Origin of the sequence: Arthrobacter sp. SW1, from assembly GCF_001766675.1 — a bacterium.
Lineage (GTDB): Bacteria > Actinomycetota > Actinomycetes > Actinomycetales > Micrococcaceae > Arthrobacter.
The window spans coordinates 1-26451 of record NZ_MJLT01000004.1 but is presented as its reverse complement, the minus strand read 5'-3'; the positions used below and the strand labels follow the sequence as shown (position 1 = coordinate 26451).

General features: G+C 66.2%; 22 protein-coding genes and 1 tRNA gene. 12 read left to right on the top strand and 11 right to left on the bottom strand.

Going from position 1 to position 26451, the window contains the following annotated elements:
* Window positions 1–115: 115 nt before the first annotated feature.
* Both BIU82_RS04490 and BIU82_RS04485 read right to left on the bottom strand, forming a co-directional pair.
* On the bottom strand, window positions 116–817 hold the full coding sequence (locus BIU82_RS04490) for a hypothetical protein (protein WP_070348278.1): 702 nt from the start codon (window positions 815–817) through the stop codon (window positions 116–118).
* On the bottom strand, window positions 814–1536 hold the full coding sequence (locus tag BIU82_RS04485) for a hypothetical protein (protein WP_070348277.1): 723 nt from the start codon (window positions 1534–1536) through the stop codon (window positions 814–816). The genes BIU82_RS04490 and BIU82_RS04485 overlap by 4 nt, the downstream gene beginning before the upstream one ends.
* Window positions 1537–1731: 195 nt before the next feature.
* On the opposite strand from BIU82_RS04485, the gene BIU82_RS04480 reads away from it, so the two are divergent.
* Both BIU82_RS04480 and BIU82_RS04475 read left to right on the top strand, forming a co-directional pair.
* Window positions 1732–3396, top strand: coding sequence for an ABC-F family ATP-binding cassette domain-containing protein (locus BIU82_RS04480; protein ID WP_070348276.1), 1665 nt, complete (start codon window positions 1732–1734; stop codon window positions 3394–3396).
* On the top strand, window positions 3393–5306 hold the full coding sequence (locus BIU82_RS04475) for an ABC transporter ATP-binding protein (protein ID WP_070348275.1): 1914 nt from the start codon (window positions 3393–3395) through the stop codon (window positions 5304–5306). Before BIU82_RS04480 ends, BIU82_RS04475 begins: the two co-directional genes overlap by 4 nt.
* Before the next feature lie 3 nt (window positions 5307–5309).
* On the opposite strand, the gene BIU82_RS04470 is transcribed toward BIU82_RS04475, so the two are convergent.
* From BIU82_RS04470 to BIU82_RS04460, 3 genes are all read right to left on the bottom strand, one after another.
* Entirely contained in the window at window positions 5310–5708 is a 399-nt protein-coding gene (locus tag BIU82_RS04470; protein WP_070348274.1) for an NUDIX domain-containing protein, read from the bottom strand.
* Entirely contained in the window at window positions 5705–6148 is a 444-nt protein-coding gene (locus tag BIU82_RS04465) for a DUF6314 family protein (protein ID WP_139146509.1), read from the bottom strand. Before BIU82_RS04465 ends, BIU82_RS04470 begins: the two co-directional genes overlap by 4 nt.
* A 1-nt stretch (window position 6149) precedes the next feature.
* Window positions 6150–6222 (bottom strand) — tRNA-Arg (locus BIU82_RS04460).
* Window positions 6223–6336: 114 nt separating this feature from the next.
* On the opposite strand from BIU82_RS04460, the gene BIU82_RS04455 reads away from it, so the two are divergent.
* Both BIU82_RS04455 and BIU82_RS04450 read left to right on the top strand, forming a co-directional pair.
* Window positions 6337–7125 carry a DUF998 domain-containing protein gene (locus tag BIU82_RS04455; RefSeq protein ID WP_070348272.1) on the top strand — a complete coding sequence of 263 codons (789 nt, stop codon included), beginning with the start codon at window positions 6337–6339 and terminating at the stop codon, window positions 7123–7125.
* Between the two features lie 69 nt (window positions 7126–7194).
* Window positions 7195–7971, top strand: coding sequence for a DUF998 domain-containing protein (locus BIU82_RS04450; protein WP_070348271.1), 777 nt, complete (start codon window positions 7195–7197; stop codon window positions 7969–7971).
* Here the strand turns inward: BIU82_RS04450 and BIU82_RS04445 are convergent.
* The 4 genes from BIU82_RS04445 to BIU82_RS04430 all read right to left on the bottom strand — a co-directional run bounded on the left by BIU82_RS04445 (window position 7968) and on the right by BIU82_RS04430 (window position 11591).
* Window positions 7968–8378 carry a hypothetical protein gene (locus BIU82_RS04445; RefSeq protein ID WP_070348270.1) on the bottom strand — a complete coding sequence of 137 codons (411 nt, stop codon included), beginning with the start codon at window positions 8376–8378 and terminating at the stop codon, window positions 7968–7970. The two genes, BIU82_RS04450 and BIU82_RS04445, sit on opposite strands and share 4 nt — an antisense overlap.
* Window positions 8379–8383: 5 nt before the next feature.
* A complete protein-coding gene (locus BIU82_RS04440) occupies window positions 8384–10018 on the bottom strand; it encodes a hypothetical protein (RefSeq protein ID WP_070348269.1) in 1635 nt (544 codons plus the stop codon).
* Window positions 10018–10848 carry a hypothetical protein gene (locus BIU82_RS04435; RefSeq protein WP_070348268.1) on the bottom strand — a complete coding sequence of 277 codons (831 nt, stop codon included), beginning with the start codon at window positions 10846–10848 and terminating at the stop codon, window positions 10018–10020. Before BIU82_RS04435 ends, BIU82_RS04440 begins: the two co-directional genes overlap by 1 nt.
* Before the next feature lie 101 nt (window positions 10849–10949).
* On the bottom strand, window positions 10950–11591 hold the full coding sequence (locus tag BIU82_RS04430) for a hypothetical protein (RefSeq protein WP_070348267.1): 642 nt from the start codon (window positions 11589–11591) through the stop codon (window positions 10950–10952).
* A gap of 32 nt (window positions 11592–11623) precedes the next feature.
* Here BIU82_RS04430 and BIU82_RS04425 point away from each other — a divergent pair, with 32 nt between their 5' ends.
* On the top strand, window positions 11624–12463 hold the full coding sequence (locus tag BIU82_RS04425) for an inositol monophosphatase family protein (protein WP_070348266.1): 840 nt from the start codon (window positions 11624–11626) through the stop codon (window positions 12461–12463).
* A 2-nt stretch (window positions 12464–12465) separates the two neighbouring features.
* Window positions 12466–12918, top strand: a complete 453-nt coding sequence (locus tag BIU82_RS04420; protein WP_253182681.1) for a VanZ family protein — start codon at window positions 12466–12468, stop codon at window positions 12916–12918.
* On the opposite strand, the gene BIU82_RS04415 is transcribed toward BIU82_RS04420, so the two are convergent.
* The gene (locus tag BIU82_RS04415) at window positions 12889–14247 is read right to left on the bottom strand and encodes an O-antigen ligase family protein (RefSeq protein ID WP_253182680.1); all 1359 of its coding nucleotides are present in this window, start codon (window positions 14245–14247) and stop codon (window positions 12889–12891) included. The two genes, BIU82_RS04420 and BIU82_RS04415, sit on opposite strands and share 30 nt — an antisense overlap.
* A gap of 448 nt (window positions 14248–14695) precedes the next feature.
* Between BIU82_RS04415 and BIU82_RS04410 the strand changes: the two genes are divergently transcribed.
* From BIU82_RS04410 to sucD, 5 genes are all read left to right on the top strand, one after another.
* Complete coding sequence (locus BIU82_RS04410; RefSeq protein WP_083292193.1) at window positions 14696–18448, top strand: carboxypeptidase regulatory-like domain-containing protein; 3753 nt, start codon at window positions 14696–14698, stop codon at window positions 18446–18448.
* A 99-nt stretch (window positions 18449–18547) separates the two neighbouring features.
* On the top strand, window positions 18548–21133 hold the full coding sequence (pcrA, locus tag BIU82_RS04405; protein ID WP_070348263.1) for a DNA helicase PcrA: 2586 nt from the start codon (window positions 18548–18550) through the stop codon (window positions 21131–21133).
* Between the two features lie 13 nt (window positions 21134–21146).
* Window positions 21147–21842 (top strand): hypothetical protein, encoded by a 696-nt coding sequence (locus BIU82_RS04400; protein WP_070348262.1) that lies wholly within the window; start codon window positions 21147–21149, stop codon window positions 21840–21842.
* A 260-nt stretch (window positions 21843–22102) separates the two neighbouring features.
* Window positions 22103–23272 carry an ADP-forming succinate--CoA ligase subunit beta gene (sucC, locus tag BIU82_RS04395; protein ID WP_070348261.1) on the top strand — a complete coding sequence of 390 codons (1170 nt, stop codon included), beginning with the start codon at window positions 22103–22105 and terminating at the stop codon, window positions 23270–23272.
* An 11-nt stretch (window positions 23273–23283) separates the two neighbouring features.
* Complete coding sequence (gene sucD / locus BIU82_RS04390; protein ID WP_070348260.1) at window positions 23284–24186, top strand: succinate--CoA ligase subunit alpha; 903 nt, start codon at window positions 23284–23286, stop codon at window positions 24184–24186.
* A gap of 192 nt (window positions 24187–24378) precedes the next feature.
* Here sucD and BIU82_RS04385 read toward each other — a convergent pair whose 3' ends face one another.
* Window positions 24379–25401: a LacI family DNA-binding transcriptional regulator gene (locus tag BIU82_RS04385; protein WP_070348259.1), complete on the bottom strand. Its 1023-nt coding sequence runs from the start codon at window positions 25399–25401 to the stop codon at window positions 24379–24381.
* Between the two features lie 124 nt (window positions 25402–25525).
* Here BIU82_RS04385 and BIU82_RS04380 point away from each other — a divergent pair.
* On the top strand, window positions 25526–26451 hold a 926-nt coding region (locus BIU82_RS04380; protein WP_139146508.1), incomplete at its 3' end, for an MFS transporter.

Genomic DNA, 26451 nt, shown 5'->3' with positions numbered 1-26451 from the left:
ACCCGTTCATGATTCAAGGGCCAGGCTGCGCTTCATTCACACAATCATTATTGTGGCACGCTTTAATGATTTTGCGAAAGAGGTTACGCGGTATGTTATGGATTCGTCACCAACGTTATCCTCGGGCTGTCCGCCGGGCAAGTGATTTCGACAGCCAGATGCCTCCCATGCCCAGCGCGCTGGCCAATGCGGCGGAGTAATTGAGCACGGGGCGCAGCCAGGAAGCCCCGTCAGGAAGCAGCGGGAAACCCTGCGTCAGCACCAGCAGGACAAGGCCCGTGAACAGGGTGGCCGAGGCGATCCGCAGCAGCGTCGGAGCCGAGCTGCGCACGGCCTTCCAGATGCCCGGAAGCAGGCAGACCGCCACGTAGCCCGGATAGAACCGGCCCAGCGCTGCGTAGCTCTCCAGTGCCGCGTTCTGGTGCAGCCCGGAAAGTCCCACGCTGGATCCTCGGGTGTCCATAGTGAAGAAGATCCATGCGGTCAGTGCTGCGACGAGCCCCAGCACCGCCAGGCCGACCGGTCCGCGGATGGCGCGCAGCCCCGCCTCCGAACCGAACGCCGCCGCGGTCTTTACGCCCAGCAGGAGGAACGTGCCGTAGAGCATGAAGCGCAGCAGCAGGTTGGCCAGATTGAAGCCGCCCAGGACGGCGTCGATGGCCAGGTACGGCTCCTTGATGCTGAGCAGGATGTCCGCCGACAGCAGGGCGAACAGGAAGAACATGGTCCGGTTGCGGCCCCTGATGGCGCTGGGTATGCGGACGGCTGTCATCGCGACGCAGACAATGAGCGTCAGCCACGGCAGTGCGGCGGTCATCCCAGGTTCTCCCAGATCCGTTCGGTGCGGTCGCGTTCGTTTTCCTGCCGGTGCAGCGTCTTGCCCAGTGCCTGCAGCCGTTCCCCGGCCAGGGACACGAGCTCGGCGGTGCCCAGGCGGTCCAGTGCGGCGCGGCGCGCGCCGCGCCGCCATCCTGCTTCCTCCTCGCTCACCAGGCCGCTGGCAATCAGTCCGCCTGCGGGCCCGACGCCGGCCTCCCGGGCCGTGGCGACCGCAAGTTCCGGAGGCAGCTTGTTGGCTGTGAGGTGGGCCGAGAAATTCTGCGGTGCGATCCCGGTGGCGCGGCTGACCCGGTGCCGCAAGCCGCCGTCGTCGATTGCTTCCACCCAGGCGCGCACTGAGGTGTCGTGCGGGGCTGCCGCCAGCTCAAAGTCCTGCGGAGCACCGGGATCGTTACGGGCGATGACGGCCCGCAGCAGGTCCATGGTGGCCACCTGGCTGAGGAGCTCGGCATCCGTGGGCGCCACCGGGGTGCCGCGCAAATCCGCGTAGGAGTCGAAGGTTGAGAGGGCCGACACAGGATTGACGTCCAAGGCCCGGCTGATCCGCACCAGTGAGGATTCCGCTACTTTGCCGCGGACCAGCTGCTGGGCAAGGGTGGTGCGCTTGAGTCCGGACACCCTGCAGACGTCGGAGGTGCTGACGTCCGGGGCAACTCCGTGAAGCCAGCGCTGGAACGCCTTGGAAGGAATCGACATGCTCGACTTTCGCGACGGGTACATGAACAAAAACAGGGTAATCGGTCCGATTTTACTTGCGGATCATCTTGAATTATGCTCGTGTTTCGAACCCGCTGGTCCGAACACCCCCCAAGTCCGGACCAGCGGGTTTTTCCATGCCCGGAAACGGACTGCCCGGAAACGCAGGCCCGCTTCCGGTGAGAGGATTGGACAATGACTGCAACACTCGTCGCCAAGGACCTCTCCGGCGGCCACGGTCACCGAACCCTCTTCTCCAAGCTCTCCCTGACGGTGGCGCCCGGCGACGTCGTGGGCGTGGTGGGCGCCAACGGCGCCGGCAAGTCCACCCTGCTGCGCATCCTGGCCGGGGCGGACCGCCCGCAGGAAGGCACCGTCAGCCTGGCACCGGCCGATGCCTTCGTGGGCTGGCTGCCGCAGGAGCATGAACGGACGCCGGGTGAAACGGTGGCCGCCTACATCGCCCGTCGTACCGGTTGCGCCGCTGCGACCGCGGAAATGGAAGCCGCCGCCGAAGCCCTGGGCAGCGGCGCCCCCGGCAGCGATGACGCGTACTCCCTTGCCTTCGACCGCTGGATGGCCTCCGGCGCCGCGGACCTCGAAGAACGCATTCCGGCCGTGCTGAGTGAACTCGGCCTGGAGACCGGCGACGACGCCCTGATGACCGGGCTGTCCGGCGGGCAGGCCGCGCGGGTGGCGCTCGCGGCCCTGCTGCTCAGCCGCTTCGACGTCGTCCTCCTGGACGAACCCACCAACGACCTCGACCTGGACGGCCTGGCCCGGCTGGAGAAGTTCGTCCAGGGCCTGCGCGGCGGCGTGGTGCTGGTGTCCCACGACCGCGAATTCCTGGCCCGCTGCGTCACCCGGATCGTGGAACTGGACCTGGCCCAGAACTCGGTGGCCGTGTACGACGGCGGCTACGACTCTTTCCTCGAAGAACGCGCCGTGGCCAAGCGGCACGCCCGCGAACGCTACGAGGAATACGCGGCTACCAAAGCTGATCTCGTGTCCCGCGCCCGCACGCAGCGCGAATGGAGCTCCCAGGGCGTCCGCAACGCCATGAAGAAGAACCCGGACAACGACAAGATCCGCCGCGCCGCCAACACGGAATCCTCGGAGAAGCAGGCCCAGAAGGTCCGCCAGATGGAATCCCGGATCGCGCGCCTCGAGGAAGTCGAAGAGCCGCGGAAGGAATGGCAGCTGCAGTTCAGCATCGGTGCCGCCCCGCGTTCCAGCGCGGTGGTCGCAACGCTGCGGGACGCCGTCGTACGCCAGGGAGACTTCACGCTGGGACCGGTGAACCTGCAGCTGAACGCCGGCGAGCGGATCGGCATCACGGGCCCCAACGGGGCCGGAAAGTCGACGCTCCTGGGCCTGCTGCTCGGCATTACAGCCCCCGACGACGGCGAGGCCTCCTTGGGAGCGTCACTCGCCATCGGCGAAATCGACCAGGCCCGCGGCCTCCTGGCGGGGCACCTCACCCTGGCGGCCGCCGTCGAAAATGTCCTGGCCGACTGGCCGACCGCAGAGGTGCGGACCCTGCTGGCGAAGTTCGGGCTGAAAGCCGACCACACCTCGCGGACCGTCGACTCGCTGTCCCCGGGGGAGCGGACCCGCGCCGCGCTCGCGCTGCTGCAGGCCCGCGGCGTGAACGTCCTGGTCCTGGACGAGCCCACCAACCACCTGGACCTGCCCGCCATCGAACAACTTGAACAGGCCCTGGAAAGCTACGATGGCGCGCTGCTGCTGGTCACGCACGACCGCCGGCTGCTCGACAACGTGCGCCTGGACCTGCGCTGGCACGTCGAGGACGGCCAGGTCACCGAACTCCAGCATGCAACAGGAGGACCCACACAATGAGCATGGACCGCGTGGCGTGGACGTCGCTCTACAACATCACCCGGGCCAAGAGCGGTTCGCAGCCGTTCTCCAAGGAAACCCTCAAGCGCGTCCTGGCGTTCGCCAAGCCGCACAGGGCCCGGCTGATCGCCTTCGTGCTCGCCTCGATCGGCGGCGCCATCCTGGCTGTGGCCACCCCGGTGCTCGCCGGGCGCGTGGTGGACGCGATCATCGCGGGCTCCGACGCCGGCGCAGTGGTGTGGCTGGCCGTGCTGATCGCGATCGTGGCCGTGGCCGAGGCCGGGCTGGGGCTGCTGACCCGCTGGCTGTCCTCCACGATCGGCGAAGGGGTGATCGTTGACCTGCGCACCCGCGTGTTCGACCACGTGCAGCGCATGCCGATCGCCTTCTTCACCCGCACCCGCACCGGCGCCCTGGTCAGCCGGCTCAACAACGACGTCATCGGCGCGCAGTCCGCGTTCGCCGGCACCCTTTCCGGCGTGGTCAGCAACGTGGTGGCGCTCGCACTGACCCTCGCGGTCATGCTCAACACCTCCTGGCTGGTGACCGTGCTGGCCATGGTGCTGCTGCCGGTGTTCCTGATCCCGGCCCGGCGCATGGGTTCCAAACTGGCCGACCTTCGCCGTGAAGCCGCGTCCCACAACGCCGCCATGGGCACCCAGATGACTGAGCGCTTCTCCGCGCCCGGCGCCACCCTGGTGAAGCTCTTCGGCCGGCCGGACGACGAGTCCGCCGAGTTCGCGCTGCGGGCCGGCCGGGTCCGGGACATCGGCGTCCGGACGGCCATGCTGCAGTTCACCTTCATCACGGCGCTCACCCTGGTTTCGGCCCTCGCGCTCGCCCTGGTCTACGGCCTGGGCGGCTGGCTGGCGCTGGAAGGGCAGTTGGCAGCCGGCGACGTCGTGGTGCTGGCCCTGCTGCTGACCCGCCTGTACGCCCCGCTTACCGCGCTGTCCAACGCCCGGGTGGAGATCATGAGTGCCCTGGTGAGCTTCGAGCGTGTCTTCGAAATCCTGGACCTCGAGCCGCTCATCAAGGAGAAGCCCGGAGCCGTGGCCGTTCCCGAGGGGCCGGTTGCCGTGGAGTTCGACGACGTCCGCTTCGGATATCCCTCCGCGGACAAGGTGTCCCTGGCCTCCCTCGAGGAAGTGGCGGTGCTGGACACCCGCGGCGGCGAAGAGGTGCTGCACGGGATCAGCTTCCGCGTGGAGGCCGGCCAGACCGTAGCCCTGGTGGGCTCCTCCGGCGCCGGCAAGTCCACCGTGGCCCAGCTGCTCTCCCGCCTGTACGACGTCGACTCCGGAGCCGTGCGCCTGGGCGGACACGGGCCCGGAACCGGCCTGGACGTCCGCGACGTCACCTTCGATTCGCTCCGCGACACCCTGGGCATGGTCACCCAGGACGGGCACCTGTTCCACGAAAGCATCGCCTCCAACCTGCGCCTGGCCCGGCCCGACGCCACCGAGGAAGAGATGTGGGATGTGCTGCGGCGTGCCCGGCTGGAAGACATGGTCCGGTCCTTGCCCGACGGACTGGAGACCGTGGTGGGGGAGCGCGGCTACCGGCTCTCCGGCGGCGAACGGCAGCGGCTCACCATTGCCCGTTTGCTGATCGCCCAGCCGCGCGTGGTCATCCTCGATGAGGCGACGGCGGCACTGGACTCCACGAGCGAAGCCGCCGTGCAGGCGGCCCTCGGCGAGGCACTCCAGGGGCGCACCGCCGTCGTGATTGCCCACCGTTTGTCCACGATCCGCGCGGCGGACGCCATCCTGGTGGTGGAGGACGGGCGGATCGTGGAGCGCGGCACGCACGGTGAACTCCTCGCCGCGGGCGGACGTTACGCGGAGCTCTACAACACGCAGTTCGCGGAGGCGACGGCCGTGGCGCAGGAGGCCATGCCGGAGGCGTAAACGCTACTGCCGGGCGAGGGCCGGGAGGACATGCTCGGTGAGCAGCGGGGCAAGGTCCTCCGGCAGTTCGGCGCCGAGGTCCAGCCAGCGGATCTCGGCGATTTCTGCCGAAGGGTGCGCCTCCCAGTGTCCCGGGGCGGTGAAAACGGTGGCCTCGATGTCCGTGGCGGCCTCGTTCGCGGCGGTGGCCAGGTAGACGCCCATCAGCTCGAGGTCCTCGGGGGCAACGTTGATGCCGACTTCCTCGGCGAGTTCCCGCGACGCCGCCTGGGCAGCGGTTTCGCCGGGTTCCGGCTTGCCGCCGGGGTGCATGAACTTGTCCGTGCCGCGCTTGCGGACCGTCAGCAGCCGGCCGGCTTCGTCATACACACAAACCGCGCTGACCACGATCAGATCCTTCACGGGTGCCTCCTCAGGGTGGATTCGAGCAAAAGGTCCTTCGCCGGGCCGTGCACATCCCAGCTGTACGCGAAGGAATCGGGGCCGAGCCGGCGGTAGTTCACGGCGTAGTCGTCGGGATCGCACCAATGGCGGTCCTGCGCGGCGTCCGGCGCGAAGCTCATGCGGTGGAAGGGCCGGCCGTCGGGGAAGAACATGTCCATCGCATCCGGGGAGTCCGCCGGCTTCAGAAGGTACTCGCGGGAGGCCGGGCCGCTGTGGCTGCCCCACTCAAGGGTTCCGTCTTCGCGGTAGTGGAGGCCGCCGTCGGGCGTTTCAGAGTAGTGCGCGACGCCGGTGAAGGTTCCGCGGGTGCCGCTGCCGCGGTCCCACAAGGTGCGTTCCACGGTCCAGCGGCCGGCAAGCCAGGCGCGGAGATCCGGGACGGGCTGCATGTCAGTCAAGTGCCCTCGATTGGAATCGAACCAACGACACCGGCTTTAGGAGAGCCGTGCTCTATCCACTGAGCTACGAGGGCATGTGCCCGGTTACCGCAAGGCGCCGGACACGCATACAAGCATACAAGCTGGGTGCGGGCCCTCCGAACCACCGCGCTGCTTGCGCGAGTGAGCCCATACTAGGCTGGGCCCTGATGAGAAAGCAGATGCCCGCCCGGGCCGTACCGGGGAGCTTCCTGCCGGACCTTGGCAACCCGAGGGCGCTGGTGGGCGCCTGGGCCGAGCTCAGCGTGGTGCAGTACTTCGCCGCCGAAACCGCCGTGATTGCCGCCTGGGCCGGCCCCGAACCGTACGACCGCCGCACCGGCTTCATCAGCGACCTGGGCGCCGTCAGCTGCGGAATCTACGACGGCCGCAACGTCTGTTCGCCCCTGCACCTGCTCATGAACCTGTCCTTCGTGGTCCAGGGCCTGGGCCTGCTCCTCGGCGCCATCCTGTTGGGTTCTTCGCTACTGAGCATCGCCGCCAGACCGGGCGCACAACCGGGGGAAGGCCTGGCTTTCCGGCGCGGATGGAGCGGCGCCGTGGCCGCCAGGGTGTTTACCGGGGTGGCAGGCGCCGGAACCATCATCGTCGGCCTGGTCCCGGAGGACTTCGATTCGCCCTGGCACTTCGTGGGGGCGCTGATGTTCTTCACCGGCGGCGCGTTCGCGCTGCTCCTGCTTGGCTTCCTGTGGATTCCACATACACGGGCCAGCTGGTTCCTGCTGGCCTGCGGAGGCGTCACACTGGTGGCCTTGATCGTGGGCGCGGTGACCCGCATGGACATCCCTGAACCAGGGACCCTGGAACGCCTCATGGCCTACCCCGTAACGATCGGCTTTTCCGCCGCGGGCCTGGTGATCGGACGCCGTGTCCGCCGCGTCCGCAAGGTCCTGAAGGCGCAGGCCCGCGCCGCACGCCCGAACCGCGCCGCCGGCTGAGGGCGGCAGGCCGCCGTCGGGCATCCGGCCCCGGTGCGGCGCCGCCGTCGCGGGTCCATAATTGGCGCTATGACGACGGCGGGTGCCCCGCGCACGCGGGACCGTGGACTCTTGCCGGACCTCGCCGGGCGGCGCGAACTGGTGGGTGCCTGGGCCTCCTTGAGCCTGATCCACTACTTCGTGGTGGAGGCCGCGGCGATGACTGCGTGGCAGGGCGATCCTGCGTACGACCGGCGCAGCCACGTGATCAGCGACCTCGGCGCGGCCCACTGCGGACCGTTCAACGGCTATGAAGTCTGCTCCCCGCTGAATTGGCTCATGAACGCGTCCTTCGTGCTGCAGGGCGTGGCCATGGTGCTGGGCGCGGTCCTGTTGAGTTCGCCCCTTCTGAGCGTGGCCGCGCAGCCGGGGGAGCGGGTGGTCCGTCGCGGGCCCGGCAGGATTCCGTGGCTGGCCGCGGGAGCGTTCCGGGCCCTGGTCCTGCTGGGCGGGGTGGGCCAGGCCGTGGTGGGCCTGGTCCCGGAAGACACGTTCTTGGCCTGGCACCTGACGGGGGCCGGGTTCTACTTCATCGCGGCGCCGCTGGCCTTGCTGCTGCTGGGCCTCGTGTGGCTGCGCCGCACCTCGATGTCCTGGCTCGTGCTGCTCTTCGGCCTGGTGTCCCTCGGCGCCACGGTGTTCGTGCTGGCCTCGGGCCTGCGCGTGGAGGAGCCCGGCGCGGTCGAACGGATGATGGCGTATCCGATCATCCTGGGGCTGTCCTTCGTGGGACTCCTGCTCGCGTACCGGGTGCAGCGGGAGCGGAGGCGGCTCCGCGCCCTCCGCTCCCTGCAGCCCGGGTCCTAGCCCTTCTTCTTCAGGAAGTCCCGGTAGCTGTTCAGGGTCCCCGTGCCGGAGTAGCCCAGATGTGTCGGCGAGACGGCGGTAGCACCATCCGCGGCGGTGACCTGGATGTCCAGGCTGACGTTGGGATCGCCCTCCGCCGCCTTGACCACCGCGGGGAAGGCTTCCTCGAGGAGCCCCATCATCTCAGCTTTGTCCGAGGTGTCCGCCCGGATGTAGAGGCTGGCGGTGCGGCCCATCCCGGCGTCGGTCTTGTAGCTGCTCTCGACGCTATCGACGTGCGCGAGGGAGGCCACCGCGGCCTTGTACTTGCCGGCGTAGTCGGCGTCCGAGGTTCCCTTGTTTCCCATGCAGGCGCCCAGGAGCGCCGAGAGGATTCCCATAAGCAGGACCACCTTGAGTTTCCGCAAAGCCGCTATTCCTTCCGGCTGATGTTCGACGTCGTCGACGTTACATGGCTGGGATCGTCCGTGATGAACCGCTGCGTGGACGGATCGTTCCGGTAATCGGCCAGGGCACCGGAGCCTTCGTTGGCGGCCACCGAGTCGGCGTAGTTGTTGTAATCGTGGTTGCCGGCGGCGTCCCAGGCGTCCACGCCGTCCGGGGTGGGCAGGGTGACCACGGTACCGTCGTGGCTGGTGGACCACGGGATGGCCGGGATCCCGGCGAAGGGGCTCGGCTTGGCGTTGCCGAGGTCCAGGCGCGGGACAACGTCGTACGGGTGCTGGATGGCCACGGTGTTGATGTTGTCCGGGATATGGGTCGAATCGATCGGAGCCCCGTAGGTCAGGACGTTCGTGACGTTGTAGTCGTTGCGGAAATCCTCATCGGCTGCGAGCCCGGCCGCGATGATTCCGCCCTGCGAATGGCCCACCAGCATCACGGGAGCATCGCTCGGGACTCCGGCCTCCTCCAGGGCAAGCTGGACGGCCTGGCTGGCGGTGGACGAGTCACCGGACGCCGCGGACAGGTTGCCTACGGTGTCCAGGGGATTCGAGCCCGATTGCACATTCCATTCGGAGGTGCCGGGAATGCTGACGATGTAGGCCGGACCGTTGCCGTCCCCCTTGTCCACGGTGGTGATGCGGACGGCGGCGTCCGGGGTGTTGTCCTTGCCGCCGTCGTCGTACGCTGCGGTGACGCCGCCCAGGATGCTGGAAAGGCTGTCCGGAACCGGGGTGTTCTTGTGCCCGTCGACCGTGGGAGCGTCACCGACGCCCACCTCGTAGGGTTCGCTGGCCTCGGGGGAGCCGTCATCGAGCAGGTGCGGGTGGAAGAAGCCACCGCTGCCAATGACCGCCGTCAGGTTCGCCCCGGCAGCCAGGAGCTGCCCGCCGCCGGCCACGAGTTCGGTGATCGACGGCGGCTCGCCGGTGCGCAGCGCGTCCCAGCCCAGGCGGCCGATGTTGCCGATGGCGTCCAGCGCGTCGCCTTCGGCGTCGAGGAGGTTGTTGATCGGTGAGTAGGGGCTGTTCATCGCCCAGTCGAGCGCGTCTTCGGCGCCGTCCTGCACGCCCTCCGCAATGTCTTCCGCACCGTCCTTCAAGAAGTCGACGCCGTCCTTCAGCCCGCCCAGGAGCTTTCCGGCGCCGTCCTTGAGGCCGTCCGCCACGTCTTCGGCGCCTTCCCGCACGCCGCCCGCGACGTCTTCGGCGCCGTCCTTCAGGAAATCGATGCCGCCCTTGATCCCGTCCACCAGGCCATCCACCGCGGACTCCACCCGGGACGCACCCGAAGACAGCAGCCTGCCGAAGCTTTCGAACAATCCGGGTCCGCCCTGGGCACCCTTGAAGCCGCTGGCCTTTTCCTGTTCGCGGACGTGTTCCTGGACCTTCTTCGCGGCAGCGCGCAGAGCCTCGGAGGTGCTGAGCAGTTGGTGCCGGTGGCCTTCCCAGTCGTTCTTGAAGCGCCTGCCGTCAGGACCGTCCCACGGGCTGCCCGTGATGACCGGGGTGAGGTTCCGGCCCAGCTGGGTGAAGCGTTCGGCAGCCTGTTCCATCTGCTTGCCCAGGGCCTTGCCCTGTTCGATGTCCATCCCGAAGATGCCCATTACGCTGCCTCGCTTCCGGTGGCAGCGGACAGGAATTCGTGGGCGCCCAGCACGTCCCAGACCAGCTGGAGCGCGATGGCGCCGGGTTCCCGCCGGATGAGCACGGCTTCGCCGGGCGGATCATCCGGTGCGCCGCCCGGAACGGTCTTCACTTCGTGGAGGCCATCGTTGAGGATCCAGATGTGCGCTGCCTGGTACTGCCTGGCGTCTTCCGGGCCGCGCCCGGCGGTGAGGGCGAAGTGCACGGTGGCCTCGGCCCCGGCGTCGAGCTCTTCGAGAGCGGCGGCCGGCACCCGGCGCTTGCTGTCGGCAGGCGGCAGCCCGGCGGCGCCGCTCCCGTCCGCAGTCAGCTCCCGGAGGTCCGGAAGTGACGCTGCCACGACGGCCCAGACGTTTTCTTCCGGGAACAGGGTGACCGACACGCTGTTGTGGACGCGCTCGACGGCGGTGCCGCCGCCGGGCTCCCGGCGGACCGTGCGGGAGAACTCCACCGCCAGGCCGAGGCCGTGGAAGAGGTTCAGTTCGCAGTGCGTGGACGTGTCCGCATGCCGCGAGACAACAGTTCCGGTGATGGGCGCCGCGCCTGCCTGGCTGATGACCGCGAGCCAGTCGGCGCTGAGGGCACCGTTTCCGCCGGTGATTCCGGCGGCAAACAGCTCGCGCTCCAGCGGCTCGCGAAGCTCCTGTGGCAGGGCGGCGATGGTTGCTGCTCCGGCGGACTCCAGGTAAGCACCGGATGTATCCGGTGCTGCGTGGGCCGCTTTGTCCACGGCCAAAGCCCAGGCCATGGCGCTCAGTGTGACGGTCTTGTGCCCTTCAAGGGTGGTCATGGCGTCCCCGTTCGCCCCAGGTGCCGCGACGTCCGCGGCACTGTTCGTTGGGGGTTACGCTACGGTCAGGGGCCGGAGATGGCCATGGGCAGACGTGCCCATCAGGCCTTGGACGCGCGTGCTTCCACCGACTTGCGCCGTCCCAGGAACACGGCGAGCACGCCGCCGGCGAGGCTCAGCAGGAAAAGCACCCAGCCCAGCACGGTGAGCGTGGACGCCAAGGCGACCTGGCCGGCGTCGGGCGTTGCCTGGGCCAGCACCGAATCAATGGCGACGTTGCCCCACAAACGGACCACCGCGAAGGCCAGGGGAGCGGCCCACAGGGCCCAGCGGAGTGACTTGCGGGCCACATTGGTGCCCACCAGCAGCAGCCAGCTGAAACCGAAAATCAGCGGGAACAGGGTGCCCGCGGTCTTGTGGATGTAGCTGAGCTGCCCGCGGGCGTCGTCGTCCATGGCCCCGTGCAGCTGCTGGACGTACTCCGTGGAGAAACCGCCGATCAGCGAATCCGGCATCGCCAAGCCGTCCGAAAGCTGCGTCATCTGGTTCAGGGTCAGCAGGTGCAGGTACCAGAACAGGAACAGGCTGGCCACGACGCCGGCAATCACCACCAGCTTGCCGTTGCCCTCGGCCTGGGCCGGAGTGCGCTTGGTGGTGGGGTTGATGACAGGAGGTGCCTGGGTGGAAGGGACCACGGCCTTGGCGCCGTGCTTCTTGATCCGTTGGGCGGGGGTCTTGGCCATCCACCCATTATCCCGCCACCTATGCTGGATCAATGACCACTGGCAGGCACTCCGCTGTTGAACTTGACCCTTCGCTTGACGACCACGACCTCGCCGCGGCGCTCGTCCGTGAGGCCGGGCAGCTCGCACTCCTGGTGCGGATGGGCGGCCTGCAGGCGGACCGGAAAACCTCCGTGTCCGACGTCGTGACCGCCGCGGACCGCGCCGCCGAAGCCTATGTCCTGGAGCAGCTGCGCCGCTGCCGCCCTGAGGACGGCATCCTGGGCGAGGAAGGCAGCTCGGTGGCCGGCACGAGCGGCCGCACCTGGGTGATCGACCCCGTTGACGGGACCTACAACTTCCTGCATGGCTCCTCGTACTGGTGCTCCGCCGTCGCCCTCAGGCGCGATTCCCCGGACGGGACGCCGGACCCCGACGCCGAGGTGATCCTCGGCGCCGTCTACCAGCCGGAGGCCGACAAGCTCTGGATCGGTGGCGAAAGCCGCCCCGCCACCCTCAACGGCGAAACCATCGCCGGGCCGTCCGCAACACCGCTCGGGGAACTCTGCGCCGCCACCTACATCCACCCCACGTGGCTGGCCGACCCCCGCGCCGCCATGCCCTGGCACGCCGCCGCCATCTCCGCCGCGTCCCTGCGGATGTTCGGCTCCGGCTCCTGCGACCTCGGCCGAGTGGCCGACGGCGAACTCGGCTGCTGGTTCCAGCACAGCTGCCCCGAATGGGACTGGCTGCCCGGCAAGGCGATTGTCCGCGCAGCCGGTGGGGACACCGCCGTCGTCCGCGTGAACGGACTGGACTGGTTCATCGCGGGAGGCCCGACGGCGGTCCGCGCCTTGGGCGAGGCCCTTCAATCCGTGCCGCAGTTCGCTTAGCTGTGGCTCCTTTGGGTGCCTCGTTTACGGGAGCCGCGCGGCGCTGGCTGCAGACCGCGTTTGCCGCCTACCTGGTGGCTTTGGGCTTTGTGGTCTTCCTGCCTGCGCGCGAAGCCGGGGCGGTCACGGGTTTTGTGGGGGTGATCGCGGGGTGGCTGACGTACCTCGGGATGCCGTTCGATCCTGCGGTGACAGTTGTGGAGTTCCTGGCGAACATCGTGTTGTTTGTTCCGTTCGGCTTGTGCCTGCGCTTGCTGCGGCCGGCGGCGGTGGCCTGGCGCATCACCCTCACAGGGACGGCTGCGTCCGTGCTCATTGAGCTTGTACAGCTGGTGATTCCCGGGCGGGTCACGGCGCTTTCGGATGTCATCGCGAACACCGCGGGCGCGTTGGCGGGAGTTGCCGCGGCGGGGCTTCTCGCTTTCTTAGCGCGCCAGCGCAACCGCACGGGATAACGCTGACGCTGCCGCTGCGTCGTTGCCGATCCTTTCGTAGATCCGGGCAAGGATGGTCCACGGGGTGTCCGAACGTGGCGACAGTTCTGCAGCCTTGTGGAGATCGGCAATGCTCGCGTCGACGTTTCCGAGTCCGAAGTTGGCGATTCCGCGCTGTATGTACGGAGCCTCGTGGAACGGCGCCCGGCGAATGAGTTCGTCCAGGCGCTCCCTTGCCGTGTCCAGTTCACCCGAGTTCAGTTGGCCGATTGCCAGTACGAGTCCCGCTTCAAAAGAGTGCGGGGTTCCTTGTAGTGCTTGGTCTGCCCACTTGATGGCGAAGGACGCCGCTGCCTGATCGCCGTCAGCGGCGGGCCCGGCAAAGGCTTGTGCCGCCAACAGGGCAGTGTCGGAGTCCCAATTGCGTGATGAGTACGCCGCTTCGAAGGACTCGTTGGCTGCGTCCATGCTTCCGGCGGCTGCCTGCTGGACGCCGGCCTTCATCGGCCATTCCGCTACAGCCGCCGGAATCGCGATGGCCAGGATGAGGACGAACACCGGCATTCCTGCAAAGCGGAGGCCGTCCGACCATCTTCCTGGGGTGGTTTCCTGTGCCGGGAGTTTTGCGGACGCTGCGCCCGCCGTGCCAAGGATGCCACCGCAAATGAAGGCCAACAGCCCGGTTGTTCCCGGTGAGGTGAAATGGGTCAGCATTCCGGCGCCGCAAGCCACTGCAGCGAACAGGGAAAAATACAATCCGCGGCGCCGCTCGGAATTTTCAACTGACCGAATGTTCCTTAGGCACAAGGCAAGGCTGAATGTGCACACAAGAAGAGCCAGCACGAGAAGTGGGATACCACCTGCAGCCGCGGCCTGAAGAACCCACATATGTGGAGAGTCAACGGGAAAATCATTTCCGACGGTCCGGGACCATTCTGCGCTTAGGTAGCTCGGAAACGTGTCGACGAATCCGTTTGCGCCGACGCCAAGCCAGAAATGGTCTCCTATCAGCTGGCTCGTTTGCTTCCAGAGGAGCCATCGTCCTGTAACCGTTTCTCCGCTCAGAAGACGTTCGCCGATCCCGGGTAGGAGAAAGGCCGCGCCGGCAATCGCAGTAAGTGCAAAGAAACCCATCCCGGCGATAGACCAGGACCGCCCTTTGGACTCGCGTAGCTGCCAGAGAAACGCGGTGACGAGTAGCAGCACCAAGCCCAGCAGCGCGGCCCGGGATCCCGAAAGCAACCCGACAAGGATCGACGCGATGCGACCGGCCCGCACGGTCCATTTCGCAGCCATCGACGTCGATCCGGCGGGGGCGAGCAGCAAACCGAACGACAGTACGGCTATCAAGCCCTGATCAGTGGCATTGCCGAGTGTGGCTCCCGGCCGTGAATCAAGGGAACCGCCCAAAGGGCGCAGGCCCGCTGCCTCAAGGACGCTTATGGCGAGCAGTACGAATGAGACCAGCGAGAGGCAGACGCGAAGAAGCGACCAGCGGTATGCCGAGTGCGGGCCCGCAAGGACCCTTGCCCCGACTGCGAACAGGCCAAGGTAGATCGCGAGGACTGGCAAGCCTTCATAGCGGGGCCATCGCCCCATGAGGCTGGCGGCAGGGCTGTCTGACTGAGCGCTTGCGAGAAGGAGCCATGCAGCCATGACAGACAGGACCAGCCAAAGCGCGCGGGGGACTGAACCGCCGCGGGGGGATAACAGACCAAGGATGATTATCAGGGCCAGGACTATGACTTTCGCCCACACAAAACGGTAGAGGCCGCCGGGTTGGAATACGAGGAGTGAGATGGCCGCCAGCGCAATACAAGCGACCGGCGCCAGCGTGGTGATTTGCTGGAAACCGTTCGGAATTCTTCGCTTTCCCACTTTTTACAAACCGTATTCCGACATATTGCGTAGCAAGATCCCCATGAGACGACGCCCCTTCTTTGTCAAGTCAACTGAATGCTACTCTTTCGCTTGCTCCGGGTTCCTCAAGGGCTTGGACAATTTCGATGACGTCATCGTCAAATGGGGAGAAATGATGCCACACCTTGCTCAAAAGCTGTGCCCGAGATTTGTCCTGGCCCTGGTTGCCAGCTTCCTGCTGATCCTGGCGGGAGGATTACCCGCAAGCGCTGAAGGAACCGGAAGTATCAGCGGCACGGTCACGGTTCCGGCGGGGGTCAATGCAGAAGAAACCTGGGTGACCGTCTGGACAACAGGGCCTGAAGGATTTCCCGAATGGGTTGGTGACGCGCAGGTAAATAACGACGGCAGCTATGCCGTCGATTTCCTACCTGCAGGCAGCCTCGTCGTCCAGTTCTACAACCCAAGCGCCCTTGACCAGTGGTACGACAACGCTTCGAGCCCGGAGAATGCGACGCCGATAGCGGTGGCGGCTGGTCAGGCCGTTGCGGGAATTAACGCCACCTTGGTGAAAGGCGCCACTATCAGTGGCAGCGTCAGTGCTCCGGCTGGGGTTGATCTGAGCCGGCTCTGGATAGGCGCGTACACGGACAACGAATGGAGCAGTGCCGGCAGTGCTGTCGTTGCAAGCGACGGCAGCTACAAGATCAGCGGACTTCCCGCCGGTAGTTACAAGCTGAAGTTCTCGGGTTCCGGTTCGGGCGCGCTTGAGCAGTGGTACAACAACGCGGACACGTTCGAAACGGCCACAGCGGTTGAGGTGGCGGACGGGCAGAATCTCACCGGCATCAACGCCACCTTGGTGAAGGGCGCCAGCATCAGCGGCACGATCACCGCGCCGGCAGGGGTTGACCTCTCGCAATTGTCGGTAATTGTGTACACGGCAGTCGGAAACAACTGGGTGACCAGCGCGACAGTTGCCGCCGACGGTAGTTACGAGGTCGCAGGCCTCGAGTCCGGAAGTTACAAGCTGGAGTTCGACGGATGGGAGACAGGCGTCCTTACTCAGTGGTACAACAATGCGACGTCGTTCGCGACGGCCACGGCTGTTACCCTGGCTGTCGGCCAGGACCTGACCGGCATCAACGCGAGCCTTATCAAAGGTGCGACCATCAGCGGAACGGTCATTGCGCCTGTAGGTGTCACGCTCAGTGAAGTCGCCGTCATTGCGAAAACGGCGAGCAACGAGTGGGCCGGCAGCGCGTCGGTGGGTCCCGATGGAAGCTACAAGATCTCAGGACTCCCTGCAGGCAGCTACAAGGTCGAGTTCTCCGGCCGTTGGTCCGGTGCCCTTGACCAGTGGTACAACAACAAGACCTCGTTCGAGACCGCGACTCCGGTAAGCCTCACCACGGGTCAGGACCTGACCGGCATCAACGCCACCCTGGTGAAGGGTGCGACGCTCAGCGGCAAAGTTACAGCTCCAGCCGGCATTGCCCTCCAAGAGAGCGGCGTGCTGATATTCAGGAGCGATGCTCCCGCTCAGGCTGCTTTCTCTGTTCCGGTGTCACCTGAGGGCAGCTACAAGGCGATCGGACTCCCGAGCGGCAGCTACAAAGTCCGGTTCGACGGCGGCTCCAGCGGGGCCATGGACCAATGGTTCGGTGGAACATCATTTTCCGATGCATCCGCTCTGAGCCTGACCGCAGGTTCGGGCCGTACCGGGATCGATTTCTCTGTCCAGACCGGCGGGGCTATTTCAGGAAAGGTTGCCGGAGCCAAGTCCTTCTACCCGGTGAGCGTGCTCGATGCCGCTGGCGGGTTGGTTCGCAACACCTATTCGGGTGTGGATGGCAGCTACAGCATCAAGGGACTCGCCTCGGGCACCTACAAGGTGGCTTTCAACCGTTCCAGCGGGTTCACCACGGAGGAAGCCCAGTTCTACCTGAACAAGCCGGAATCCGCAGGGCCTGCGCAGGCCACCGGCGTCCCGGTGCAGGTGGGCCAGACCACGTCGAATGTCGGCGCGACCTTGGGAACCGGAGCGAAAATCAGCGGAACGGTCCTGGATAAAGCAGGCAACCCGCTGCCCAACGTCATGGTTCAGGCTTACACGCCCGATGGTTCCCTCGTGACGCGATCAACAGGCACGGACAGCCTGGGGAAGTACACGATCTCCGGAACCACCACAGGTAAGTACATCGTGAGGGTGCTGCCGTTCGAGAGCCCACTTGGAGACCTCTACTCCGGGAACGTAACTTCGGAGGCCAACGCGAGCCTGGTGACAAGCACATCCGGAAGCACCACCACCTTGAACCTTTCCTACGCGGCCGTCGCTGAGTTGACGGCTCCGGTTCCGACGATCAGCGGGACGGCGAGGGTTGGGGTGACGTTGACGGCGAATCCGGGGACGTGGGGTCCGGCCCCGGTGGCGTTGGCGTATCAGTGGAAGGCCAACGGGGTTGCCATCGCAGGGGCTACTGCGGCGACGTACACGCCTGGCTCGACAACCGTGGGTAAGACGATCACGGTGACCGTGACTGGTACCAAGGCGGGTTATCCGACTGCCGCGAAGACCTCTGCGGCGACTGCTGCGGTTCTGGCGGGGACGCTCACCACCGCAGTTCCGACGATCAGCGGCACTGCCGCCGTCGGGCAGACGCTGACGGCTAACCCGGGTGCCTGGGGGCCTGCGCCGGTCACGTTCGCTTACCAGTGGAAGGCAAACGGTACGGCCATCGCCGGGGCCACGGCCAGTATTTACCAACCGGTGGCGGCGGACGTTGGCAAGACGATTACCGTGACCGTGACCGGGAAGAAGGCCGGTTACAACTGGGCGTCACGGACTTCAACGGCCACCGCTGCGGTGGTCGCCGCGGGCGGTGAGTTGACTGCACCGGTTCCGACCATCAGCGGTACTGCAAAGGTCGGGCTCACCCTGACCGCGAATTCCGGCACCTGGGAGCCGGCCCCGGTTGCATTGAGCTACCAGTGGAAGGCGAACGGTGTTTCCATTGCCGGAGCCACGGCATCGACGCACAAACTTGCCTCAACAACCCTGGGAAAGACCATCACAGTGACCGTGACAGGTACAAAGGACGGCTACACAACGGCCGCCAAGACCTCTGCTGCAACCACCGCGGTCGTGGCAGGGACCCTTACGGCGCCGGTCCCGACGATCTCCGGCACGGCGAAAGTCGGCGTAGCCTTGACCGCGAGCTCCGGGACATGGGGGCCGTCCCCGGTCGCCCTGGCCTATCAGTGGAAGGTTGACGGGGTAGCTGTCACAGGAGCGACAGCCCCCAGCTACACACCGGCGGCAAGTGACCGTGGCAAGACAATTACCGTCACCGTGAGCGGCTCCAAGCCGGGGTACACCAGCGTCTCGAAAACCTCTGCCGCGACTGCCGCGGTTTTGGCAGGGACGCTCACCACTGCAGTTCCGACGATCACCGGTACGCCCGCCGTCGGACAGGCTTTGACGGCGAACCCCGGCGCCTGGGGTCCGGCTCCGGTCACCTTCGCTTACCAATGGAAGGCGAACGGTCTCGCCATTACGGGGGCGACTGCGGGCATGTATGTCCCTGCGTCCGCAGACATCGGCAAGACCATTACGGTGACCGTTACAGGACGCAAGGCCGGCTACAGCTGGGCCTCGCGGACTTCGGCGCCCACCACCGCAGTGAAATAGGCGCGGTAAACGCTGCCTTAGTGCGCCCGCCGGTAAAGCGGCGGGCGCACCGGCGCCCGGACTTTCCTGTCAGTCCCACCGCCTAGACTTGTAGTCACCATGGATATGTTGTTCGACCCCTACGCAGGAAGCTCCTACAAGACCGCAACCGAGCCTGCCCGTTCCCTTGCCGGGGGCGGAATGCCTGGCCCGGAGTCCGGCGCGTCCGGTGCGCTCGGAGGTCCGACAGCGGGCGATTCGGCGCGCGGCAGTGCCGCTCCTGCCAGCCCTGCCCAGTGGGGTGAAGGGCAGCACGGCGGCCAGTCCATGCCCAGTGCAGAGGCCCTGCTCCTTGGCCTGAACCCGCAGCAGGAAGAGGCCGTGAAGCACGCCGGCAGCCCCCTGTTGATCGTGGCCGGCGCCGGTTCCGGGAAGACCCGTGTGCTGTCCAACCGGATCGCCTACCTGATCGCCACGGGCCGCGCGCACCACGGCGAAATCCTGGCCATCACCTTCACCAACAAGGCCGCCGCCGAAATGCGGGAACGCATCGAAGCCCTGGTGGGCGGCCGTGCCAAGAGCATGTGGATCTCCACGTTCCACTCCTCCTGCGTGCGCATCCTGCGCCGCGAGGCCGCCAATGTGGGCCTGAACTCCAACTTCTCCATCTATGACTCCGCGGATTCCCTGCGGCTCATCACGCTCGTGGCCAAGAACCTTGACCTGGACCCCAAGCGCTTCGCGCCCAAGGCCATCCAGCACAAGATCTCGGCGCTGAAGAACGAACTGATCGACGACGACGCCTACGCCGCGGCCGCCAATTACAACGATCCGTTCGAACAGGCCGTGGCCGAGGTCTTCAAGGGCTATACGCAGCGCCTGCGCCAGGCCAACGCCATGGACTTCGATGACCTCATCGCGCAGACCGTCTACATGTTCCGGGCCTTCCCTGCGCTCGCCGAGTCCTACCGCCGCCGCTTCCGCCACGTGCTGGTGGACGAATACCAGGACACCAACCACGCGCAGTACGCGCTGGTCCGCGAGATTGTCGGCACTGATGCCGGCTCCCACACAAACCCGGCCGAAACGGGTCCCGGACACGTCCCACCGAGCGAGCTGACCGTCGTCGGCGATTCCGATCAGTCCATCTACGCCTTCCGCGGCGCGGACATCCGCAACATCGTGGAGTTCGAACAGGACTACCCGAACGCCCGCACCATCAAGCTGGAGCAGAACTACCGCTCCACCCAGAACATCCTCTCGGCCGCCAACTCGGTGATTTCACGCAACCCGAACCGCCAGGAAAAGCGTCTCTGGACCGCCGAAGGCGACGGCGAAAAGATCATCGGCTACGTGGGCGAAAACGAGCACGACGAAGCCCAGTTCATCGCCAAGGAAATCGACCGGCTGCAGGACGAGGAAGGCCTGCGCCCGGGCGACGTCGCCATCTTCTACCGCACCAACGCGCAGTCCCGCTCCATCGAAGACGTGCTGGTGCGCGTCGGCCTGCCGTACAAGGTGGTGGGCGGCACCCGCTTCTACGAGCGCAAGGAAATCAAGGACGCCCTCGCGTACCTGCGCGTGCTGGTGAACCCGGACGACGACGTCAACCTCCGCCGCGTGCTGAATGAACCCAAGCGCGGCATCGGTGACCGGGCGGAAGGCGCGGTGGCGGCCCTCGCCGAGCGCGACCGCACCTCCTTCATGGCCGCAGCCCGCCGCGCCGCAGAGGCTCCCGGCATGGCCACCCGCTCCGTGAACGCGGTGCTGGGCTTCGTGAAGCTGCTGGACGACCTCGCCGTGGTGGCCGCCGGCTCCGGTCCCGCCGCCGCGCTGGAAGCCGTGCTCGAACAGACCGGTTACCTGGCCGGGCTGCGTGCCAGCAACGATCCGCAGGACGAATCCCGCGTGGAAAACCTGGCCGAACTGGTGGCCGTGGTCCGCGAATACGAACGCGACAACCCCGAAGGCTCGCTGGGCGAGTTCCTGGAGCAGGTCTCCCTGGTGGCGGACGCCGACCAGATCCCGGACGCCCCGGGTGCGGATATCGACGCCGCCGTGGCCGAAGCCAAGCGCCTGGGCGTGGTCACCCTCATGACCCTGCACACCGCCAAGGGCCTGGAATTCCCCGTGGTGTTCCTGACCGGCATGGAGCACGGCATCTTCCCGCACCAGCGCTCCGCCACCGACCCCAAGGAACTGGCCGAAGAACGCCGCCTGGCCTACGTGGGCCTCACCCGGGCGCGCAAGCGCCTATACGTGACCCGCTCCGAGGTCCGCAACATGTGGGGCCAAAGCCAGTACAACCCGGCCAGCCAGTTCATCGAGGAAATCCCCTCCGAACTGGTCGAATGGAAGCGCGAAGGCAGCTCCCGCCAACTGGGCGGCTGGGGAGGCCCGTCCCTGGGCGGCAACCGCTACGGCGGTTCCTATTGGGGAGCGGGCACCGCGCGCGGTGCCGCCGCCAGCCCCACCGCAGGGTTCGACGCCGACGTGCCGGCCGCCGTCGCGCGCAACCGGGTGCAGCCGCAAAAGGAAGTCATTTCGGTGGCAGTGGGGGACAAAGTCAACCACACCAGCTTCGGCAACGGCACCGTGACCGGCGTCGAAGGCAGCGGCGACAAGACGGTCGCCAAGGTGGTGTTCGACGTCGGCGAGAAGCGCCTGCTGCTGCGTTACGCGCCGCTCACGAAACTCGAGGGCTAAGCGCCACGGCATAATGGGTGCCATGCGACAGACTGTGTTGGGGATTCTGGCCGCCTGCCTGCTCACGCTGGCTACGGCGTGCTCCGTGGCCACCAAAGACCCGGACTATGTGCCGCCGCCACCCCTGCCGCCGCTGGAGCAGATCAAGCAGGTTCCCGTCACCCAGCCCAGCGAGCTGGGCAGCGGCGAAGACGTGATCGCGTTCGTGACCGAGGACCGCAACATCGTCTGCGCCATGACCTCCGCTCGGGGCAACCACCTGAACCTGCCCTACGAGGCCAACAACTATGGCGACAGTGCCAACGGCAAGCTCGCCACCGTTCCGGTGGTGCACTGCGAATTGGCCGTCTACCCCGAGCCGCAAACGAAGGATGTTGCCGACACCTGCAGCGGAACCCGCCTGGGCTACCGTGGCGGCACCGTCCTGTTGCGCCCGGACACGGTGACGTACGGAAGCTGCCGCTCCGGCGTCACCGAAATGGAAGCCGAATTCGGCCCCAAGGGCACCCGCACGGGTCCGATAGCCGAGCTGCCTGTCCTTGCCGAAGGCCAGAACATTGAGCGCAACGGCCTCCGCTGCTCTACCTACAACGGCGGCGTGGCCTGCGGGAACATCTCGGCGGGGGTCGCCTTCTTCGTGAACCGTGCCGGTTACATGCTGGTCTCCGACGGCGGCACCGTCACCAGCGGCAAAATGCCTCCCGCGTAGCGCGCCAAGCGGGAATGGACTACCAAAAATCCGCGTGATTCCGCGGATTTTCTACGATTCATAGAAGTGTGTGGTTACTCACTTAACGGGTACTGTAGAACCGGCTTGCCTCCGCGGGCGGCTAGAGTTCCAGAGGAACTTGCGCAATGTGACCGGCAGTTTTGGCGGAATCTTGCACACTTCTCTTCCGCAGCTGGTTACGTGGTCACCGCGGACGCCGGCTGTACCGACACTACTTCGACGTAGAAGGACACTAAACCGTGGACCTGTTTGAATATCAGGCGCGCGATATGTTCGAAGCGCACGGTGTACCCGTGCTCGCCGGCATCGTGGCGCACACCCCTGAAGAAGCAAAGGCAGCTGCCGAGAAGATCGGCGGAGTCACTGTCGTCAAGGCGCAGGTTAAGGTCGGTGGCCGCGGCAAGGCCGGCGGCGTGAAGGTTGCCAAGACCGCCGACGAGGCACTTGAGCACTCCACCAACATCCTGGGTATGGACATCAAGGGCCACACCGTCAACAAGGTGATGATCGCCCAGGGCGCAGACATCGCCGAAGAGTTCTACTTCTCCATCCTGCTCGACCGCGCCAACCGCAACTACCTGGCCATGTGCTCGGTTGAAGGTGGCATGGAAATCGAGCAGCTCGCCGTTGAACGCCCCGAGGCCCTGGCCAAGATCGCGATCGACCCCGCAGTCGGCATCGACCAGGCCAAGGCTGACGAAATCGTGGCCGCCGCCGGTTTCGCCGCAGAGCTCGCCCCGAAGGTTTCCGAAGTCATCCTGAAGCTCTGGGACGTCTTCAAGAAGGAAGACGCCACCCTGGTGGAGGTCAACCCGCTGGTCCGCACCGGCGCCGGTGACATCGTTGCCCTCGACGGCAAGGTCTCCCTCGACGAGAACGCCGACTTCCGCCACGTGCACCACGCCGAGCTGGAAGACAAGGACGCAGCTGACCCGCTGGAAGCCAAGGCCAAGGCGCAGGACCTCAACTACGTGAAGCTGGACGGCGAAGTGGGCATCATCGGCAATGGCGCCGGTCTCGTGATGTCCACCCTCGACGTCGTCGCTTACGCAGGCGAGAACCACGGCAACGTGAAGCCCGCCAACTTCCTGGACATCGGCGGCGGCGCGTCCGCCGAGGTCATGGCTGCCGGCCTGGACGTCATCCTTGGTGACGAGCAGGTCAAGAGCGTTTTCGTGAACGTCTTCGGCGGCATCACGGCCTGTGACGCCGTGGCCAAGGGCATCGTCGGTGCACTGGCCGAGCTCGGCTCTTCCGCCAACAAGCCGCTGGTTGTCCGCCTCGACGGCAACAACGTGGACGAAGGCCGCCGCATCCTGACCGAGGCCAACCACCCGCTGGTGACCCTGGCAGCAACCATGGACGAGGGCGCCGACAAGGCCGCCGAGCTCGCCAACGCAGCGAAGTAAGGGACTCGAGAATGTCTATCTACCTGAACAAGGATTCCAAGGTCATCGTCCAGGGCATCACCGGCGGCGAAGGCACCAAGCACACCGCCCTGATGCTCAAGGCCGGCACCAACATCGTCGGCGGCGTCAACGCCCGCAAGGCAGGCACAACGGTTCTGCACGGCGACAAGGAAATCACCGTTTACGGCACCGTCAAGGAAGCCATGGCGGAGACCGGCGCGGACGTCTCGATCGTCTTCGTTCCCCCGGCATTCACCAAGTCCGCCGTCGTTGAAGCCATCGAAGCCGGCATCGGCTTGGTGGTTGTCATCACCGAAGGCGTTCCGGTGCAGGACTCCGCCGAATTCTGGGCCCTGGCCCAGTCCAAGGTGGACGCCGACGGCAAGCAGATCACCCGCATCATCGGCCCGAACTGCCCCGGCATCATCACCCCGGGCGAAGCTCTCGTCGGCATCACTCCGGCGAACATCACGGGCAAGGGCCCCATCGGCCTGGTCTCCAAGTCCGGCACCCTGACCTACCAGATGATGTTCGAACTGCGCGACCTCGGCTTCTCCACGGCCATCGGCATCGGCGGTGACCCGATCATCGGCACCACCCACATCGACGCCCTCGCCGCGTTCGAGGCCGACCCCGAGACCAAGGCGATCGTCATGATCGGCGAAATCGGCGGCGACGCCGAAGAGCGCGCAGCCGAGTTCATCAAGGCCAACGTCACCAAGCCGGTTGTCGGCTACGTGGCAGGCTTCACCGCTCCCGAAGGCAAGACCATGGGCCACGCAGGCGCCATCGTCTCCGGCTCCGCCGGTACCGCCCAGGCCAAGAAGGAAGCCCTCGAAGCCGCGGGCGTGAAGGTCGGCAAGACGCCGTCCGAGACCGCCAAGCTGCTCCGTGAGGTCTACGCAGCCCTCTAAGAGCCGGCAAACCAGCAACGCGGGGTCACTTACGGCCCATTCCAGAGCATGGAATGGGCCTGAAGTGACCCCGCGTTTGCTGTTTAATGCGAGCTTGTCCATCCGGTGGTTGAGCTTGTCCATCCGGTGGTTGAGCTTGTCGAAACCCCGGTCTCGACAGGCTCGATCACCGTACGACGGCGGCGGGTGGCTTCAGCGCGGGGACATAGTTGAAGAGCGGATAACGAGCGTAGGGGTCAGGACGCGGTCGACGGCCGCTAACTTGGGGTAGCGGATGCGCTCCAGCGCTGCCTGTCCCGCGGCGCGGCCAAGTTCGTGGGCGTGCAGGTCGACGCTGGTCAGCTCGACTCCGTGAAGTGCTGCGACACGGGAGTTGTCATAGCCCACGAGGGAAAGATCGCCCGGGACCGACAGGCCAAGGGAAGCGGCGGCTTCCCGGACGCCAAGGGCCAGCTCGTCGCTGTGCGCAAAAACGGCGGTCGGCCGTTCGCCCGGAGCCGCGGAAAGTGCTTCGACCGCAACGGCCGCGGCATCGGAACGGCCGAAACCCGGGGCCTCGATGAACACGGGATCACGGCCGTGCGCCAGCATGGTTCGCCTGTACCCGATGCGGCGCTCCAAGTGTCCCTCGAAGGAGGGCCCGCACAGGTGCGCAATTCTCCGGTGGCCCAGCCCGAGAAGATGCTCCGTTGCCAGGCGGCTTCCGCTGATGTCGTCGGAATGGATGCTGTCGACGCCGGGCACTGAGCGGGTGACGTTGACCAGCGGAACCGCGCGGTTCAATTCCCGGATATGGTCGTCGGAATCCAGCAGGGTCGCAGCGATGATGACGCCCACCTTGCTCTCGAGTAACGGGTCCAGGACGCCGGGGCCGGGCCGGTACGGTGCGGCGTTGACGCCGATGACCAAGCGGGAGCCGGTTCCACTGAGTGCTTCCTGGACGCCACTGAAGATGTCAGCGTAGACGTCATTATGCAGATCCATGAGATGCAGGCCCACGGCAGTGGGCCGCTTGCGGGCGAGATCCGCGGCCTCGACGTTGCGGCGGTACCCGAGCAAGCCGGCGGTCCGCAGGATCTGTTGACGCGTGTCTTCGCTGACGCCGGGAGCACCGCGCATGGCGAAGGAGACCAGGGTGCGTGAAACTCCTAGTTCCCGGGCAACGTCGCTTTGTGTCACCGCTTTCCTGGCAGCCGCCGGATCCGAGCTGTGCATGGGATCAATGATGGCATGCGCAGTGGCAGAATGAACTTTCTTGAGAGTATGACCTGACAAAGTCTCTTTCGCGCGTTAGGCTAGCTGTGATCCACATCGCAGGATGCGACGACAAAGGAGTCTCATGAGTTCCCATTCCACTGCACGCAATGTTGTGAACGGCGCCAAGCTCCCGCCCCTGACGGGAGGGCCGCACCGGAAGCGTCTTGGCCTGGTGGCCCTCGTTGCCACGTTCGGGGGCCTGCTCTTCGGATACGACACCGGGGTCATCAACGGCGCCCTCCGCCCCATGACTGCGGAGCTTGGCCTGACCGCCATCACTGAAGGCATCGTCACCAGTTCGCTGGTCTTCGCCGCCGCGCTCGGCGCGATTTCCTGCGGGCGGATTTCCGATGGCTGGGGCCGGCGCAAGACGATCATCCTGCTCGCGGTGCTGTTTTTCGCAGGAACGCTCGCTGTTGTCTTCACCCCCAACTTCGAAGTGCTGGTCGCCGGGCGCATCATGCTGGGCCTTGCCGTGGGCGGCGCTTCCGCGGTCGTCCCCGTTTTCCTGGCGGAGCTGGCGCCCTACGAAATCCGGGGTTCCCTCTCGGGCCGGAATGAACTTGCGATCGTTGTCGGACAGCTTGCCGCCTTCATCATCAATGCGATCATCGGCGGGCTGTTCGGCCATATTGAGGGCGTGTGGCGGATCATGTTCGCGGTGTGTGCGGTGCCGGCAGTCGCCCTTTTCTTCGGAATGCTGCGAATGCCTGAATCACCCCGCTGGTTGGTGGAGAAGGGGCGCCGGGACGAGGCGCTTGCCGTGTTGAAGACGGTGCGCTCCCAGGAGCGGGCGGCGGCCGAACTTGCCGAGGTCGAATACATTGCGCGGACCGAGAAGTCGAACGAGGTTGGCTGGCGTGCCATCCTCAGCAACCGCAACCTCCTGCGCATCCTGCTTGTCGGCATCGGGCTCGGCGTGGCCCAGCAGCTTACCGGGATCAATTCGATCATGTACTACGGACAGACCGTGCTGGTTGAATCCGGATTCAGCGAAAGCGGTGCGTT